General features: G+C 38.4%; 20 protein-coding genes. 11 read left to right on the top strand and 9 right to left on the bottom strand.

Annotated elements, in window-relative coordinates:
* From menD to menC, 5 genes are all read left to right on the top strand, one after another.
* Complete coding sequence (gene menD / locus ACN6MT_RS10740; protein WP_419955845.1) at window positions 1–1,749, top strand: 2-succinyl-5-enolpyruvyl-6-hydroxy-3-cyclohexene-1-carboxylic-acid synthase; 1,749 nt, start codon at window positions 1–3, stop codon at window positions 1,747–1,749.
* A complete protein-coding gene (menH, locus tag ACN6MT_RS10745; protein ID WP_419955846.1) occupies window positions 1,749–2,555 on the top strand; it encodes a 2-succinyl-6-hydroxy-2,4-cyclohexadiene-1-carboxylate synthase in 807 nt (268 codons plus the stop codon). The genes menD and menH overlap by 1 nt, the downstream gene beginning before the upstream one ends.
* Window positions 2,556–2,575: 20 nt before the next feature.
* Window positions 2,576–3,394 carry a 1,4-dihydroxy-2-naphthoyl-CoA synthase gene (gene menB, locus ACN6MT_RS10750; protein WP_419955847.1) on the top strand — a complete coding sequence of 273 codons (819 nt, stop codon included), beginning with the start codon at window positions 2,576–2,578 and terminating at the stop codon, window positions 3,392–3,394.
* 111 nt (window positions 3,395–3,505) lie between these two features.
* Window positions 3,506–4,990, top strand: coding sequence for an o-succinylbenzoate--CoA ligase (locus ACN6MT_RS10755; protein WP_419955848.1), 1,485 nt, complete (start codon window positions 3,506–3,508; stop codon window positions 4,988–4,990).
* Complete coding sequence (menC, locus tag ACN6MT_RS10760; protein WP_419955849.1) at window positions 4,987–6,093, top strand: o-succinylbenzoate synthase; 1,107 nt, start codon at window positions 4,987–4,989, stop codon at window positions 6,091–6,093. The genes ACN6MT_RS10755 and menC overlap by 4 nt, the downstream gene beginning before the upstream one ends.
* A gap of 47 nt (window positions 6,094–6,140) precedes the next feature.
* On the opposite strand, the gene ACN6MT_RS10765 is transcribed toward menC, so the two are convergent.
* Window positions 6,141–6,299 (bottom strand): DUF1540 domain-containing protein, encoded by a 159-nt coding sequence (locus tag ACN6MT_RS10765; RefSeq protein ID WP_082799676.1) that lies wholly within the window; start codon window positions 6,297–6,299, stop codon window positions 6,141–6,143.
* A 92-nt stretch (window positions 6,300–6,391) separates the two neighbouring features.
* On the bottom strand, window positions 6,392–7,333 hold the full coding sequence (locus ACN6MT_RS10770; protein WP_419955850.1) for a metal ABC transporter solute-binding protein, Zn/Mn family: 942 nt from the start codon (window positions 7,331–7,333) through the stop codon (window positions 6,392–6,394).
* Window positions 7,334–7,548: 215 nt separating this feature from the next.
* Here ACN6MT_RS10770 and ACN6MT_RS10775 point away from each other — a divergent pair, with 215 nt between their 5' ends.
* Complete coding sequence (locus ACN6MT_RS10775) at window positions 7,549–8,112, top strand: beta-class carbonic anhydrase (RefSeq protein WP_419955851.1); 564 nt, start codon at window positions 7,549–7,551, stop codon at window positions 8,110–8,112.
* On the opposite strand, the gene yidD is transcribed toward ACN6MT_RS10775, so the two are convergent.
* Window positions 8,109–8,336 carry a membrane protein insertion efficiency factor YidD gene (yidD, locus tag ACN6MT_RS10780; RefSeq protein WP_419955852.1) on the bottom strand — a complete coding sequence of 76 codons (228 nt, stop codon included), beginning with the start codon at window positions 8,334–8,336 and terminating at the stop codon, window positions 8,109–8,111. The genes ACN6MT_RS10775 and yidD overlap by 4 nt on opposite strands.
* A 142-nt stretch (window positions 8,337–8,478) precedes the next feature.
* On the opposite strand from yidD, the gene ACN6MT_RS10785 reads away from it, so the two are divergent.
* Window positions 8,479–8,952, top strand: a complete 474-nt coding sequence (locus tag ACN6MT_RS10785; RefSeq protein ID WP_063255256.1) for an S-ribosylhomocysteine lyase — start codon at window positions 8,479–8,481, stop codon at window positions 8,950–8,952.
* Window positions 8,953–8,999: 47 nt separating this feature from the next.
* On the opposite strand, the gene ytzI is transcribed toward ACN6MT_RS10785, so the two are convergent.
* Entirely contained in the window at window positions 9,000–9,155 is a 156-nt protein-coding gene (ytzI, locus tag ACN6MT_RS10790) for a YtzI protein (RefSeq protein WP_082799675.1), read from the bottom strand.
* Window positions 9,156–9,262: 107 nt separating this feature from the next.
* Window positions 9,263–9,517 (bottom strand): DUF6154 family protein, encoded by a 255-nt coding sequence (locus ACN6MT_RS10795; protein WP_063255254.1) that lies wholly within the window; start codon window positions 9,515–9,517, stop codon window positions 9,263–9,265.
* Between the two features lie 236 nt (window positions 9,518–9,753).
* On the opposite strand from ACN6MT_RS10795, the gene ACN6MT_RS10800 reads away from it, so the two are divergent.
* Together ACN6MT_RS10800 and ytkD are read left to right on the top strand one after the other, a co-directional pair.
* Entirely contained in the window at window positions 9,754–10,071 is a 318-nt protein-coding gene (locus ACN6MT_RS10800; RefSeq protein WP_063255252.1) for a hypothetical protein, read from the top strand.
* A gap of 84 nt (window positions 10,072–10,155) precedes the next feature.
* Window positions 10,156–10,635 carry an RNA deprotection pyrophosphohydrolase gene (gene ytkD / locus ACN6MT_RS10805; RefSeq protein WP_419955853.1) on the top strand — a complete coding sequence of 160 codons (480 nt, stop codon included), beginning with the start codon at window positions 10,156–10,158 and terminating at the stop codon, window positions 10,633–10,635.
* A 20-nt stretch (window positions 10,636–10,655) separates the two neighbouring features.
* Here the strand turns inward: ytkD and ACN6MT_RS10810 are convergent, their stop codons facing one another.
* The 3 genes from ACN6MT_RS10810 to ACN6MT_RS10820 are packed head-to-tail and all read right to left on the bottom strand — an operon-like array spanning window position 10,656 to window position 13,257.
* Complete coding sequence (locus ACN6MT_RS10810) at window positions 10,656–11,462, bottom strand: ABC transporter permease (RefSeq protein WP_419955854.1); 807 nt, start codon at window positions 11,460–11,462, stop codon at window positions 10,656–10,658.
* On the bottom strand, window positions 11,443–12,219 hold the full coding sequence (locus ACN6MT_RS10815; protein WP_419955855.1) for an ABC transporter ATP-binding protein: 777 nt from the start codon (window positions 12,217–12,219) through the stop codon (window positions 11,443–11,445). The genes ACN6MT_RS10810 and ACN6MT_RS10815 overlap by 20 nt, the downstream gene beginning before the upstream one ends.
* 21 nt (window positions 12,220–12,240) lie before the next feature.
* Entirely contained in the window at window positions 12,241–13,257 is a 1,017-nt protein-coding gene (locus ACN6MT_RS10820) for an ABC transporter substrate-binding protein (RefSeq protein WP_419955856.1), read from the bottom strand.
* A gap of 126 nt (window positions 13,258–13,383) precedes the next feature.
* On the opposite strand from ACN6MT_RS10820, the gene ACN6MT_RS10825 reads away from it, so the two are divergent.
* Entirely contained in the window at window positions 13,384–14,178 is a 795-nt protein-coding gene (locus ACN6MT_RS10825) for an alpha/beta hydrolase family protein (RefSeq protein ID WP_419955857.1), read from the top strand.
* A 37-nt stretch (window positions 14,179–14,215) separates the two neighbouring features.
* Window positions 14,216–14,458, top strand: coding sequence for a DUF2584 domain-containing protein (locus ACN6MT_RS10830; RefSeq protein WP_063255244.1), 243 nt, complete (start codon window positions 14,216–14,218; stop codon window positions 14,456–14,458).
* Between the two features lie 40 nt (window positions 14,459–14,498).
* Here the strand turns inward: ACN6MT_RS10830 and pckA are convergent, their stop codons facing one another.
* Window positions 14,499–16,085 (bottom strand): phosphoenolpyruvate carboxykinase (ATP), encoded by a 1,587-nt coding sequence (pckA, locus tag ACN6MT_RS10835; protein ID WP_419955858.1) that lies wholly within the window; start codon window positions 16,083–16,085, stop codon window positions 14,499–14,501.
* Window positions 16,086–16,135: the final 50 nt, after the last annotated feature.

Below are 16,135 nucleotides of genomic sequence, written 5' to 3' on the forward strand. Positions count from 1 at the left end.
ATGAATCAACAAGACTCGTTAACAGCTTATTTAGCGGCATTTGTAGCAGAGTTAGTACAGACAGGAATAAAGGATGTCGTCGTCAGTCCAGGGTCAAGATCAACCCCAATGGCAATGGTAATGGCCGAGCATCAAGAGATAAGTACCCATATTCATGTGGATGAACGTTCTGCTGCCTTCTTTGCTTTGGGAATCGCTAAAGTAACAAATAAGCCAGTGGCAATTTTATGTACTTCCGGAACGGCTGCTGCGAACTATTTTCCGGCAATCATTGAAGCACGCTATTCACGTGTACCGCTACTTGTCTTGACTGCTGACCGACCTCATGAGCTAAGAGAAGTAGGTGCACCCCAGGCAATTGACCAAATCCATTTGTATGGTCATCATGTCAAATGGTTTGCAGACATGGCATTGCCTGAAAGCAGTACTGAAATCATACGTTATGCCCGTACTGTTGGTGCACGGGCGGCAGCGATTGCAAGCCAAGCTCCAGCGGGTCCAGTCCATTTGAATTTTCCGTTTAGGGAACCACTGATACCCAACTTGGATGAAGCTATGTTTCAGTTAGAAGAGAGACCAATGGGGTATGTCAAAGTCCGAAATGGAGATTTAACGATTGGTGAGAATGAAATGAAGGACATTTCATTGAAACTTAAGGAATATAACAATGGAATCATTGTTTGTGGTAATATTGCTGACGACCGTTTTGCTCAGGCTGTCACAGACTTATCTGACATGTTAAAGTTTCCAATTTTAGCGGATCCATTATCACAACTTAGAAGTGGACAACATAACCTCGAAAATATTGTTGAAACCTATGATACATTTTTAAGAAATGAAGACGCAAAGGAATACTTGAAACCCGATGTAATTCTGCGCTTTGGGGCGATGCCTTTATCAAAAGCACTTACTATCTTCTTAAAGGAAAACCACCAAGCAGAACAATTTGTTATAGATGGAGCAGGAGGCTGGCGTGATCCATCATCACTATCAACGGAAATGATTTACTGTAATGAAACCATCTTTTGCGAGCAAATGTTAGCTGTTAGTGAAACAAGGACTTCTCCTGAGTTCTTGGACAGGTGGCGGGCAGTTAATAATCTTACAAAAGCAAACATGGCGTTAATAAAGGATAGTCAGCAATTAAGTGAAGGTCGATTGTTCTATCAATTAGCGGATATGCTTCCTGATGAGGCAACATTGTTTGTTGGCAACAGCATGCCCATTCGAGATTTGGATAGCTTCTTTCTCAATAACCATAAATCAATAAAAGTCATCGCGAATAGAGGAGCAAATGGCATTGATGGCACCGTATCAACAGCATTAGGTGCAGGATTATACACACAACCTTTATATCTTGTCTTAGGTGACTTAACATTTTTCCATGATTTAAATGGTTTGGTGACAGCAAAGCTGTATGGGATTGATATCACGGTTATTGTTGTCAACAACAATGGCGGTGGAATATTCTCCTTCCTGCCGCAATCGCAGCATCCTAAGAATTTTGAACTTTTATTTGGCACTCCGTTAAACCTAGACTTTGAGCATGCAGTACGAATGTTCAATGGCAACTTTACAAGGGTCCGAGATTGGGAACAATTAGGGGAACTTATGAAGGAATCCATCGAGGGCAAGGGATTAAATGTCTATGAGGTAGTAACGAACCGAAATAGTAATTTGACAGAACACCGCGAATTTTGGCGTATTGTTTCCGAGGAAATATCAAACTTTGTCAAAGGTGTTCGCTAATGCAGATAGAGGTTAACGATAGTAGGTATCAAGTCGAAGTTTGCGGGGAAGGATTTCCTTTACTTTTATTACATGGCTTTACTGGAGATTCCTCCACTTGGACACCTTTTTGTCAGGTTTGGGGCAAGCATTCAAAATTAATCATACCTGATATTATCGGTCATGGTAAAACAGATTCACCAGAAGATTTAAATCGCTATCAAATAGAATCTGCTGCTGAAGACTTAATTCTCCTATTGGATCAGCTTGAAATTGAAAAATTTGACCTGCTTGGATATTCAATGGGGGGCAGATTAGCACTGACTCTTGCAATACTATATCCAGAAAGAGTTAGAAAGGTTATTTTAGAGAGTGCTTCACCTGGATTGAAAACAGATGAAGAAAGAATCCTGCGCCGTATGAAAGACGAGGAACTAGCAAACTTTATTAAAGACCAAGGGATCATGTCCTTTGTTAACTATTGGGAAGCAATTCCTCTCTTTTCCACTATGAGAAGTCTGCCTAACTCAATTAGAGATTCAATTAGAGAGCAGCGATTGTCCAATAATGCACAAGGCCTTGCGAATAGCTTATTAGGAATGGGAACAGGTTCTCAAGCCTCATGGTGGGAAAAGTTGGACCTGCTAGGCTGTGAAGTGTTATTGTTAACGGGAGAAAAGGATGAAAAGTTTTGTAAGATTGCTGAAAGAATGACAGAGGAAATGAATAGAGCTACATGGATTGTCATTAATGATTCTGGTCATGCAATTCATGTGGAATCAAAAGAAAAATTTGGTACAATAGTAAGTGACTTTTTGTCGAACTAAAACAAAGGAGGAAGATCGTTTTGACAGTAGAATGGATTGCAGGACGTAATTATGATGAAATTTTATATGAAACATATAACGGAATCGCAAAAATTACGATTAATCGCCCCCATGTACATAATGCATTCACACCAAGAACCGTTATGGAATTAATTGATGCTTTTGCCTATGCACGTGATGATTCAAGTGTAGGAGTAATCGTACTAACAGGTGCCGGAGACAAAGCGTTTTGTTCAGGTGGAGACCAAAAGGTACGCGGACATGGAGGCTATGTGGGTGAAGACCAAATTCCTCGTTTGAATGTGCTTGATCTTCAACGTTTAATCCGTGTGATTCCGAAACCAGTTATTGCAATGGTTAAGGGTTATGCGATCGGTGGCGGACACGTCCTTCACGTAGTTTGTGATTTAACGATTGCGGCAGATAATGCTGTCTTTGGACAAACAGGTCCGAATGTTGGAAGCTTTGATGCTGGTTATGGCTCAGGCTATCTTGCTAGAATAATCGGTCATAAAAAGGCTCGTGAAATTTGGTACCTATGCCGTCAGTATAATGCACAGGAAGCACTTGATATGGGCTTAGTAAATACGGTTGTTCCACTTGAAAGAGTGGAAGAGGAAACAATTCAGTGGTGTAATGAAATTCTTGAGAAAAGTCCAACAGCGCTTCGTTTCTTAAAGGCTGCTATGAATGCAGACACAGATGGCTTAGCTGGACTGCAGCAATTAGCTGGTGATGCAACACTTCTTTACTATACAACTGAAGAAGCCAAAGAAGGCCGAGACGCTTTTAAAGAAAAACGTAAGCCTGACTTTGGTCAATTCCCGCGTTTCCCTTGATTCAAAATGTTGCAGCTTGATGGTTTCCATCAGGCTGTTTTTGTATAGAAAAGCGGAAGAGCCTAGCTAGAAATTAGAAAAGGGTAACTAACTTGAAGTAGGTGAAAATGAATGCAACATGAAACCATGCCAAACTTTCTTAAAAAAAGGGCATTTCTCACCCCTGAAAGGACGGCAGTTTATTTCAATGAAACAGCAATATCTTTTAAAGAATTATATGAAAAATCCTCTCAAACTGCTGGAAAGCTGAAGAGTGTAGGAGTAAAAAAAGATCAATATATTGGGGTATTACTCAAAAATCATCTTGATACCATTGTGATTTTATTTGCACTTCAGCTCATTGGAGCCAAGGCAGTTATTTTAAATAATCGATTATCAAAAAAAGAATTGATATGGCAGTTAAATGATTCAAGGGCAGCCTCGTTAATTCTTGAAAATGATTTTTACGAAATCAAACAGGCATTAGAAGTTCCGGTTTTTACAAAAGACGAATTGTTTGCAGCAGCTACAGAAACTCCAGATATACAGGAAGAAATTAATTTAAATGATGTCTGTACCGTCATGTATACATCCGGTACAACAGGAAATCCGAAAGGTGTCCTTCATACATATGGGAACCATTGGTGGAGTGCTGTGGGTTCTGCGCTTAACTTGGGATATACCGATCGTGATCGCTGGCTTTGCAGCGTTCCACTTTTTCATATTAGTGGTTATTCCATTTTAATGAAAAGTGTTATATATGGAATGCCGATTATACTCCATGAAAGCTTTGATGCGCATAAAGCCATTAATGATATTAAAAACAAACATGTTACGATTATGTCTGTGGTTGGAACGATGCTATTTCGGATGGTGGAAGCACTATCGGGTTCACAACTGCCAAATCATTTCCGCTGTGCGCTATTAGGAGGCGGTCCTGCACCGTTACCATTGCTAGAGGCTTGTAAGGCAATAGAAGTTCCTGTTTTTCAATCCTACGGCATGACAGAGACGGCGTCTCAAATCGTTACATTAGCTCCCGAGTACAGTATCACAAAACTTGGTTCAGCGGGTAAACCATTATTTCCTTCACAAATTGAGATTATTTTAGAGGATGGAAAAATAGCACAGGCAAAACAAGCTGGTGAAATTATTGTAAAAGGCCCAAATGTGACATTGGGTTATTTAAATCGTCCAGACGTCATAAAGGAAAAATTTAATCAAGGATGGTTTCATACAGGAGACATCGGCTTTATGGATGAGGAAGGCTTTTTATACGTGCTTGACCGGCGTTCTGACCTCATAATTTCGGGCGGGGAAAACATTTATCCTGCAGAAATTGAATCTGTTTTATTAGCTCATCCTGATGTTGTGGATGCGGGTGTTACTGGCTTCAATGATGAAACATGGGGACAAGTTCCCGTTGCATTTATTGTACGCAAAATAAATGCACATGTTACGGAGGACGAACTTAAACGGTACTGTTTAGAAAACTTGGCGAAATACAAAGTACCTAAATCATTCTATTTTACGGAAAAACTTCCGAGGAATGCTTCTAAAAAACTTCTTCGCAGGAAGCTATCAGAATTGGTTCATGAGGGCAGGATTCATAAATGAGAATAGCTCAAATTAAACTTAGAGTCATCAGTATGCCATTGAAGTCCCCTTTTCACACTCACTTAGGTACGGTTACAGAGCGTGAAGGGATTATTGTAGAGGTAATCGATTCGAATGGCATTTCCGGATATGGAGAGGGTGTCGCTTTTACCACACCGTGGTACACAGAAGAGACGGTAAGGACTAGTTTACATATTATGAGTGATGTTTTAATCCCTTTACTCCAAAAAAATTTAATTAAACACCCTGAAGACGCTGCGATTTTATTTCAGTCCATCAGAAGAAACCATATGGCTAAGGCTGGGTTAGAAATGGCCATTTGGGATCTATATGCCAAAGCCAGTTTAACATCACTCTCAAAGGTCATTGGAGGAACGAGAAGTGAAATTGCTTCAGGTGTGGTGATTGCTGCTGATTCACTCCCAAGTGCACTCAACCAAATTGAAAAATATGTAGAAGAAGGATACCAGAGATATAAGATTAAGATTCATCCTGGTCAGGATTATACTGTCTTAGAAAAAATACGCCGTTATTATCCGGAACTTCCTATTATGGCAGACGCTAATTCTGCATATACCTTGAATGATATGGACAGATTGAAGGCTTTAGATGACTTTAATCTTTTAATGATAGAGCAGCCGCTTGCCAGTGACGATATCATTGAACACTCACTACTTCAAAAAGGTATAAATACACCAATCTGTTTAGACGAAAGTATTGTCAGCTTTCATGACGCAAAAAATGCGATTGAACTTGGCAGTTGTAAGATTATTAATATTAAAGCGGGAAGGGTGGGAGGTCTATACGAAGCAAAAAGAATTCATGATTATTGCCTGAAAAGGGGTATCGATGTTTGGTGTGGCGGAATGATAGAATTCGGTATATCCCGTGCGCATAACATAGCACTTGCTTCACTACCTGGATTTACAATCCCTGGTGATATTTCTGCTTCAAATCGATTTTGGGAGGAAGATATTATTGCACCTGAGGTAAGTGTTAAAAATGGTTTTGTAAGTGTCCCAGATACACCAGGCATTGGGTTCGGCATTAATGAAAAGAGGCTGAAGGAAACCACCCGAATAGAAAAGGTATTTAAATTCTAACAAAATTAAACCAGACAAAAAGTCTGGTTTAATTTTATGTTTATGCTCTATAGATCTGAGGGTTCGAATGTTTTACAATCGGTTTCTTGACTGTTATCTGCTGTTTTTCCTTTGTGACTGACAACATATATACTATCTGCACTGCATTTATTTCCCTTTGCCCAAAAAGAGCAATTGTTAACTTCGCATAATACATCTTGTGCCATTTGTATCACTCCTTGTCGAATATTCGTAATACAAAAATAGCTTTTGATTTTTTACAACTGCTCATCCCTGTAAGTTAAAGGGAACTAACCAATTAATCGTTTAAAGCAGTTTTAAGTGATGATAAATTCTGTTCCATTAGAGAAAAATAAGTTTCATTATCTTTAATGTTTTCTTTGGTTAAAATTCCTAGATTATGAACAGGTAATGCCTTAGCTCCAATTTCCTTCTGAACAATTTGTGCTAATTTAGATTGGACGTTTTGTTCAAACAGAATATAATGCAGTCCCTGTTCATCTGCGAGTGAGATAATCTTTTCTAGCTCTCGCTGCGTTGGTTCGTTTGTTGTAGAAAGACCAGAAATACTGATTTCTTCTAAACCGTATCTTTGTTCCCAATAGCTAAATGCTGCATGTGTGACAAGGATTTCTTTATGTTTCGCGTTTTGAATGGTAGTTGCAAATTCCGAATTTAATTGATCTAATTCATCTGCAAGCTTCTGATAATTTTGATTAAATGTCTCTTTATTTTGAGGCATTTTTTCAGTTAAAGAATCCCTAATGACAGCAGCCATTTCTTTGGAATATAGTGGGTCAAGCCATACATGGGGATTCAAATCTCCATGACCGTCATCCTCATGGTCGTCATGTGCCTCATGTTCTTCAGCGGGATCTAAAATCAAGCTCTCAGCGGTTGGAATCAACGACACGTTTTCGTTTTTTAATGAACCCTTTGCTTTTTCTACAAAGCCTTCTAACCCTAAGCCAATGTAGAAAAATAAATCTGAATCAGCCAGTTTAATCATATCTTTCTGGGATGGTTCAAATGTATGCTCATCTGCTCCTGGTGGATAAATTGTATGGACATTAACGTATTTTCCTCCGATACGCTCCGTAAAATATTGAAGAGGGAATACGGTGGAATAAATGGTTAATTGCTCTTTCTTTTTTTCCAATTTTCCGTTTTCAGGACTGCAGGCAGTTATGACTATGATGGTAATAAGTAAAATAATGGGTAAAAAAATATTTTTTCTCATATATGCTCCTTTAAAAATGTTTATAAACCGGAGTTATTACGATTTGTACTCGAAAATTTTTTTAGTATTAAGGTGATAAAAAAATGTATAATACGGAACGATTCCGATTTCCTTATGTATCTTACAAAAAAAACACCGTAAATGCAAGCAAAATATTTTTTCATTCTTTAGTATTTATGTATGCTTATAGTAATCAAAATTAAGGTGGGATAATTGTGGCGTTATTAAATGAAATTCTAGATTATAACCAAAAATTTGTAGAAAGCCGTGAATATGAGAAGTATGAAACAACAAAATTTCCAAATAAACGAGCAGTCATACTAACATGTATGGACACACGATTATTGGAATTGCTGCCAAAGGCAATGAACTTAAGCAACGGTGACATAAAAACGATTAAAAATGCCGGGGCATTGGTTTCTCATCCATTTGGAAGTATTATGAGAAGTATTCTTATCGCAGTATATCAGCTGCAGGCAGAGGAAGTGCTAGTCATCGCCCATCACGATTGTGGGATGAGCGGATTAAAGGCTGAACCGGTTATCGAAAGTATGTTGAGCCGTGGAGTAGCAGAAGAAACGTTTGATACTCTTACTTATTCCGGTATTGATATTAAAAACTGGCTTCATGGATTTGAGAATGTTACAGAAAGCGTGGAGCATAGTGTGGGAGTAATAAAAAACCATCCTTTAATGCCAGAAGGTGTGCCGGTGCATGGGTTAGTCATTGACCCTAAGACAGGAAAACTTGACCTTGTGGTCGATGGTTACCAAGATTAGTTCTCCTTTTTCTCTGGCACCGGATCTATGCCGCCCGGATGAAAAGGATGACATTTAAGAATTCTCTTTAATGTAAGCCAACCGCCTTTTAAAGCTCCAAACCGTTGAACAGCCTCCAACCCATAATGAGAACATGTGGGGTAAAAACGGCAGCTTGGTGGTTTAATAGGAGAAATAACCAATTGATAAAATCGAATAACAGAAATTAAAATCTTTTTAAACATAGGGAGACTCCCTTCAACAAATTACTTAAAAGATATCATAAATAGAAAAAAACGTCTAAATTGTTAATTATGCCTAAGTAGATGAAAAAACTCGGAATTTATAGTAAGATACAAATTAGATGTAAAAAAGGAGTGGGGAATAATGCCTTCAGTAGAAAGCTTTGATTTAGATCATAATGCCGTTAAAGCACCGTATGTTAGACATTGCGGCGTTCATAAAGTAGGAAGCGACGGTATTGTTAATAAATACGATATACGTTTTTGTCAGCCGAATAAACAGGCCATGAAGCCTGATGTCATTCATACACTGGAACATCTGCTGGCATTTAATCTCCGAGCACACGTAGAGAAATACAATCATTTCGATATTATCGATATTTCACCTATGGGTTGTCAAACAGGTTACTATTTAGTAGTTAGCGGAGAGCCAACTGTTGAAGAAATCATTGACCTTCTTGAAGATACAATGAAGACCGCAGTGGAAATTACTGAGATTCCAGCAGCAAATGAGAGACAATGCGGACAAGCAAAGCTTCATGATTTAGAAGGTGCAAAACGCTTGATGCGCTTTTGGCTTGAGCAAAGTAAAGAAGACTTAAAGCAAGTTTTTGCTTAGGCGTTAGAGCTATAAAAAATTCCTATTCGTGATGAATAGGAATTTTTTTATGACCTGTTTTCTTCATTTTCGTTTTTTAAATAAGGATTGTCTTCAAGTGAGTCTACTGTATGTTTAAATTTATAAGCCTTTGACGTAGTGATAACTGCAAGCAACAAAACCACGATGATGATAATGATACTTACCACGAAAATCGTATACATGTTTTCTCCTCCCCTTCTTCTCCTATATTTTAGCATGTTTTTACTCCTTTTTAACAAAAATAAGGAACTGCTTTATACAGTTCCAGAACTTGAATGGTATGTAATGATTAGTGGATATTTCTTGGATAATAAGTATGGGTGCGTTGACCGTACTCTTCCTGAGCGAATTTACCTTTTAAGCTTTCAATTAAATAAAGCCCCATTAAATCGTATAATTCTTGCTTATCCATCTCTTTAATTAAGTGTAGAAGATCCTCATGTGACATTTCTTCTAAGAAGGCGAATGCTAACATATCAATATCCTCTTCATCACCTGTCAGCTTGTCTCGATACATTTGAAATAATTCATCGACTAACCTCATTCCTTTCACCTCCAAAGAATTTTTAAAATTTTTTCCTTACTTATTCAATTCCCTTAATGATGAAAAATATCCTCTATGGCTGAAGCAAAAGTTTGAAAAAATGGTGAAAATGCATTTTCTTAATATTATGACAATTATACCTCATTCATTTCTAAAAAATGAGTCGAAATTTGAAAAAGAATAAATTTTATTTGATTGTGGGAAATTTTAAATAATATTAGTAAGGGGATGACATAATGGATGATCAAAAGAAGACCTATTATATAGATGTTGGGCATGGAGAAATATCGCGAAGTGCAACAGCATCTACTTGGAGTTTTAAAATTCAGGCAAATGATGAGGAAATTACTCAGCTTCGTGAGTTATTTGACCAAAATTATTCAACAGAATGGCAAAATTTCTTTAGAGCCCATGTTCCATATGTTCAATATCATTATGACCGTGAAAACGACGCATATGACAGTACAATCCAACAAGTGTATGGGATGATTTACAAACTGGGTGACCAAGAAGCTAGAAATCATATTGAAACGATGAATATATTACCAAAGTAGAGTCAAAGGGGAAATCCTATTAATAAGGATTTTCCTTTTTTTCGATTATAATAAATACATAAGAGGTCCAACGGGGTGAGGATAGTGAGAAAGTTTTTAGATAAATTAGGGAATAAGGTTGAGTTATCATTTTCTAGCAATGCCTTTGAACAGGAAGCGAAACATGTGTTGGTAATATGTAGATATTTAAATGATTGGTTACTAACAATGCATGGTGTTCGAGGATTGGAATTTCCGGGGGGCAAAGTAGAACCTGGAGAGTCCCTCGAAGAAGCAGCTATCCGAGAAGTTTATGAGGAGACGGGTGCTACTTTGGAGGAACTTTTACAGATAGCTGAATATAGAGTAACAGATGAAAAAAATACTTTTGTAAAGGCTGTATTTTCGGGGAAAATAAAATCGATACATAAAATGAATAGCTACTACGAGACAAGTGGGCCTGTATTAGTAGAAGGTGATCTGTTAGAATTGCGGTTTGGCAAAGAGTACAGTTTTATCATGAAGGATGAAGTGGTAGCAGAATGTTTGGAGTATATCCATAAGCTTCAAAACGAAAAAGAATAGCGACAAATTTAGATAAGCCGCTACTCCTTGATAAGTTTTTTTTCCAATAGCTCGACAAGCTGATACATAATCGTTGCAACGACGGCGATGACCAGCAAGGATAAAAAGACCAGGGTGAAATTAAAGACTTGGAAGCCATAAATAATAAAGTAACCTAGTCCTCTTGAGGAAACCAAAAATTCTCCAACAATGACACCTACCCATGATAAACCAACATTGACCTTTAAGGTTGAAATAATGGTTGGAAAACTGGCAGGTAGTATAGCTTCCTTAAAGCATTGTAGACGTGTGGCTCCAAATGTTTGCAGTACTTTCAAATAGTTTGGGTCAACTTCTTTAAAAGAAGTATAAACAACAATAGTGGTAATAATCACAGAGATAATGGCTCCCATTGCAATAATGGAAGGATACCCAGGTCCAAGGGCTACGATTAATATGGGACCTAAGGCCACCTTGGGCATCGCGTTTAGAATGACGAGATAGGGGTCAACAATTTTTGAGAGTAATGGCGACCACCAGAGTAATGCTGCTAATACGGTTCCAAGTAATGTACCTAAAAGGAAACCAAAAATCGTTTCTGTTAAGGTTACACCAAGATTGGACATCAAGGAGCCATCTTGTATTTTCTCGAGAAATAATTTCCAAATTTTCGAAGGGGAACTGAACAGCAGAGGGTCTATCCAGCGTTGTTGACTCGAGATTTCCCAACTAGAAAAAAAGAGCAGGAAAATGACAATTTGATAAAAACGTACCCATCTTTTTTGAATGCTCAGGGAATGTAAATAATTTTTATGGAGGAGGTTCACACTATTTTTTTCCTGTTTCAAGTGAATCCAGCTCCTTCCATATTGTTTGAAAGATACCCGAAAAGGCTTCGTGGTTTCTAGCGTGAAAAGGGGTTAAGCTTCTTAGTTCATCTGGCATGTCAAAAATCCTATGAATCTTGCCGGGACTTGGTGAAAAGAGTACGACTCGGTCACTCATCGCTATGGCTTCACCAATATCATGTGTGACCAGAATGGCTGTTTTACCAAAAGAATCGAGTGTGTTTGATACTAGATCCTCTAACTTTAACTTAGTTTGATAATCTAATGCTGAAAATGGTTCATCCAGCATAAGCAGCTTAGGCTCTGTTGCCAGAGTTCTTACGAGAGCAGCACGCTGCCTCATACCGCCCGAAAGCTGCTTTGGCAATTGTTTTTCTATTCCGCTTAATCCCATTTGATTTAAAAGATCTAAAGCTGCATTTTTGGTTTTCTCATTCAATTGTTTGGATAATTTTAGGCCAAGAAGGATATTTTCTTCGATTGTTTTCCATGGGAATAAATAATCTTGTTGAAGCATATAGCCGATTTGGTTCTTTAGCCCCGTTATTGGTTTTTTTTCAAGTAAAATGGTTCCTTGTGTGGGCTTTATTAGCCCGGCAATGATGGAAAGCAAGGTTGTTTTCCCACAGCCGCTAGGGCCGAGGAAGGAAACAAACTCACCTTCCTCAATTTGTAAACTTATTTCCGAGAGGGCCGTTGTTGCAGAGGCTTTTGTGAAATAAGTGTGATGGATATCTTTAATCGCTAAAAAACTCATTTGGACGGCCTCCCATATTTTTTATTCTTTTTTCACTTTTTCAGCGATATCGGTATTTACAAGTGTCGCATGGTCCACCTCTTTTGGAAGCTCGCCAGCTTCATCCATGATGTCTTGGAGATTGTTCCATTCTTCCACATCTAGGACTGGATCAGTTGCAAACGAGCCTTGCTGTTTATAGCGGTCCACGACTGTACTAATCAGTTCAAGATCTGTATCTGGGAAATAGGATTGAATAGCCTCTGCTATTTCGTCAGCGCTATGTGTGTCAACCCATTGCTGTGCCTTGTAAACGGCTCTTGTGAATTTTTCTACAATATCCTTGTTTTCTTTCATGTAACTGTCCTTGGCCATAAAGGTTGTATATGGAACATGGCCAGATTCTGTTCCAAAGGAAGCAATAATATGTCCTTTTCCTTCTTTTTCGAAGATACTCGCCTGTGGTTCAAATAATTGAACAAAATCGCCTGTTCCAGAAGCAAATGCACTCGGAATGTTTGCAAAATCAATGTTTTGAATAAGATTTAAATCTTGATGAGGATCGATACCATGTTTCTTGAGAACGAACTCCCCAACCATTTGCGGCATACCGCCAGTACGCTGCCCTAGAAAAGTAGACTCTTTAAGAAGATCCCATGAGAAATTATCAATTTTTTCTCTTGAGACTAGGAAGGTACCATCTGTCTGCGTGAGCTGGGCAAAATTAATAACCGGATCATTGGACCCTTGAGCATAAACATAAATAGAAGTCTCAGAGCCAACCAATGCAATATCAGCACCATTTGATAACAGTGTTGTCATTGTTTTATCGCCGCCAAAGGCTGTAGAAAGTTCAACATCTAGGCCCTCTTCTTCAAAGAATCCTTTTGCGATAGCAACATATTCAGGGGCATAGAAGATAGAACGAGTAACTTCAACCAAACGAACCTTTTCTATTTTCTCTGAATCGGTTTTGTCAGCATCGTTACAAGCAGCTAGAGAGAACATGAGAAGTACAATAAGTAGTGAAGACAAGCTGATTTTTAACCATTTTTTCATACCAAACCCTCCTTAATACAATAAAAATCTGGGCTGTTGACCTAACATATCGTATGAAAGAGAACTAAATGTGTGAATGCCTATTTATATAAATTTTTTTACGGAATAATGGAAAGGTGAAATGTAGTGAACAATCAGAATGGAAAAATCATTGAAATTTATCGTTTTCCTTCACCCAATCCCAATGTGGTTTTAAGGGAGATTACTTATCTTTCAAATGGCTTGAGAGTAAAAGGACTACTAGCACAACCAAAAATACAAGGAAACTATGATGGCTTCTTATATTTGCGCGGCGGTATTAAGAATGTGGGGAAGGTGAGACCCGCAAGAATTGCCCAATTTGCCTCTGAGGGATTCATCGTATTTGCTCCTTACTATCGAGGAAATCAAGGAGGAGAGGGAAATGAGGATTTTGCCGGGGAGGACAGGGGGGATGCTTTTGCGGGCTATCAGCTTTTAAAATCGCTTCCTAATGTTGGGCATATCCACGTTTTTGGTTTTTCTCGAGGTGGTGTAATGGCATTGTTGACAGCACTTCAATACCCTGAGGCAGCTTCGATTGTTACTTGGGGCGGGGTAAGTGATATGTCACTAACCTATGAAGAGAGAAAAGATTTACGGAAAATGATGAAAAGGGTGATTGGCGGTACACCTGGAAAATATCCTGAGAGATATGAAGAACGAACGCCTCTTTATGAGCTTGAAAAGCTTATAGCTCCTGTTTTAATCATTCATGGAGTTAATGATCAGAATGTATCGGTGGAGCATGCCTATAGGCTGGAAAAAAGGCTTAAGATGTTAAATAAACAGGTGGAATGTTGGTATTTTGATGATTTCACCCACTACTTTCCTCCTGCAGTTAATAGAAAAATCGTGAAGGATTTAGCGAAGTGGATGAAATCCCAAATCAAAAGATGTTAAAATAACAGTAAGACCAATTAAAGAGGAGCGGGTAGATATGGGTATGCCCCTTGAGTTGAATACGATGATCGTTACAAAAGGAAGAGAAAAAAGAATTGAAGAAAATCTTTTCGTATTAGAAAAAGAAGGCTATCGACTTTATCCGATTGATATTCAAATTGAAGTAAGAAAAACTATTGAAAGCGATACGAGCGGAACAGCTGTCATTAAAAAAGTAGAATGGCAAGGAAGCCGCACTTTGTTAACTTATCAATTAATTTCACTAAATTCTACAAATTAGTAAAAAGCCCTTATCGACAGCGATAAGGGCCTACTTTTTTCTAGGCAATAGGTCCGCCTTTTTCTTCAATCTCAGCTGAAACTTTTGTGAATTTCTTAAAGTTTGCACGGAACTTACCTGCTAATTCTTTTGCTTTATTTTCATAATCTTGAGGGTCAGCCCAGGTTTTGCTTGGTTGAAGGACCTCATCAGGTACACCTGCAATGTGGAGTGGAATATTCAGTCCAAAAATATCATCTTTTACGGTTTCAACATTGTTTAGTTCACCTTCAAGTGCTGCCTGAATCATCGCCCTTGTATAGGATAACTTCATGCGGCTGCCCACTCCGAATTCTCCCCCAGTCCAGCCAGTATTCACTAGGAAGACATTTGCATTGTGCTCAAGGATTTTTTCACCCAGCATTTCTGCATAACGTGTTGCTGGCAATGGCAAGAACGGTGCACCAAAGCAGGTAGAGAAGGTTGCTTCTGGTGAGGTAACTCCTCGCTCGGTTCCTGCCAGTTTGGACGTATAACCACTCAAGAAATGATACATTGCCTGCTCTTTTGTTAACTTTGAGATTGGAGGCAGTACTCCAAATGCATCGGCGGTTAAAAAGACGATGGTATTCGGATGACCAGCAATGCTTGGTTGAACAATGTTATCGATGGCATGCATCGGATATGCAGCCCTCGTATTCTCAGTTAGAGAACCGTCGTCATAATCTGCTATTCTTGTATCTGGATTCAGAACAACATTTTCTAATACAGAACCAAAATGGATGGCGTCAAAAATTTGCGGCTCTTTTTCCCTTGAAAGATTAATGGTTTTTGCATAGCAGCCACCTTCGATATTAAACACACCATTTGATGACCAGCCATGCTCATCATCACCAATTAAGCGGCGTTTTGGGTCCGCAGATAAAGTGGTTTTACCGGTTCCAGATAGACCAAAAAACAGTGCAACATCACCTTCAACACCAATATTAGCAGAGCAATGCATAGAGAAAATATTATTCTCAGGTAAAAGATAGTTCATAATCGAAAAGATCGATTTTTTCATTTCACCAGCATATTCTGTACCGCCAATTAAGATGGTTCGTTTTTCAAAAGAGATAATAATAAAGGTTTCAGACTTTGTTCCGTCTACGATAGGATTTGCTTTGAAGTTAGGAGCGGAAATCACAGTGAAACCAGGTTTATGTGTCAGCAATTCTTCTTCACTTGGCCTAATAAATAATTGATGGGCGAATAGATTATGCCAAGCCAATTCATTGACCACTTGGATCGGTAATTGGGTTTTTTTATCTGCCCCAGCAAACCCTTTAAAAACGAAGATTTCATTTTGTCCTTTTAAGTATTCTAATACTTTATGATAGAGGTTATTAAAGACATCTTCAGATATTGGCTGATTTAAATTGCCCCAATCAATTTTATCCTTAATGGAGTCTTCCATAACAATAAATTTGTCTTGAGGCGACCTGCCAGTATATTTACCCGTTGATACACTAATGGCACCAGTTGAGGTTAATTTTCCTTCATTTCTAGATAAGACTTTTTCCACTAATTGAGGAACTGACATTTGAATGTGCACATGACTTTCTTCCAGCAATTGGCTTAATTCATTTGGGATGTGGACTGAATTCATATCAGAACGAACCTTCCTTTGCAAGTTTTTAATATTCAATATATTCACAA

It is taken from the genome of Neobacillus niacini, assembly GCF_048572935.1.
In the GTDB taxonomy this organism is placed as follows: Bacteria; Bacillota; Bacilli; order Bacillales; family Cytobacillaceae; genus Neobacillus; species Neobacillus niacini.

Coding starts and splice junctions, on each gene's coding strand:
- menD (WP_419955845.1), top strand. CDS start 1: ATGAATCAACAAGACTCGTTAACAGCTTATTTAGCGGCATTTGTAGCA.
- menH (WP_419955846.1), top strand. CDS start 1,749: ATGCAGATAGAGGTTAACGATAGTAGGTATCAAGTCGAAGTTTGCGGG.
- ACN6MT_RS10755 (WP_419955848.1), top strand. CDS start 3,506: ATGCAACATGAAACCATGCCAAACTTTCTTAAAAAAAGGGCATTTCTC.
- menC (WP_419955849.1), top strand. CDS start 4,987: ATGAGAATAGCTCAAATTAAACTTAGAGTCATCAGTATGCCATTGAAG.
- ACN6MT_RS10765 (WP_082799676.1), bottom strand. CDS start 6,299: ATGGCACAAGATGTATTATGCGAAGTTAACAATTGCTCTTTTTGGGCA.
- ACN6MT_RS10770 (WP_419955850.1), bottom strand. CDS start 7,333: ATGAGAAAAAATATTTTTTTACCCATTATTTTACTTATTACCATCATA.
- yidD (WP_419955852.1), bottom strand. CDS start 8,336: ATGTTTAAAAAGATTTTAATTTCTGTTATTCGATTTTATCAATTGGTT.
- ACN6MT_RS10785 (WP_063255256.1), top strand. CDS start 8,479: ATGCCTTCAGTAGAAAGCTTTGATTTAGATCATAATGCCGTTAAAGCA.
- ytzI (WP_082799675.1), bottom strand. CDS start 9,155: ATGTATACGATTTTCGTGGTAAGTATCATTATCATCATCGTGGTTTTG.
- ACN6MT_RS10795 (WP_063255254.1), bottom strand. CDS start 9,517: ATGAGGTTAGTCGATGAATTATTTCAAATGTATCGAGACAAGCTGACA.
- ACN6MT_RS10800 (WP_063255252.1), top strand. CDS start 9,754: ATGGATGATCAAAAGAAGACCTATTATATAGATGTTGGGCATGGAGAA.
- ACN6MT_RS10815 (WP_419955855.1), bottom strand. CDS start 12,219: ATGAGTTTTTTAGCGATTAAAGATATCCATCACACTTATTTCACAAAA.
- ACN6MT_RS10820 (WP_419955856.1), bottom strand. CDS start 13,257: ATGAAAAAATGGTTAAAAATCAGCTTGTCTTCACTACTTATTGTACTT.
- ACN6MT_RS10830 (WP_063255244.1), top strand. CDS start 14,216: ATGGGTATGCCCCTTGAGTTGAATACGATGATCGTTACAAAAGGAAGA.
- pckA (WP_419955858.1), bottom strand. CDS start 16,085: ATGAATTCAGTCCACATCCCAAATGAATTAAGCCAATTGCTGGAAGAA.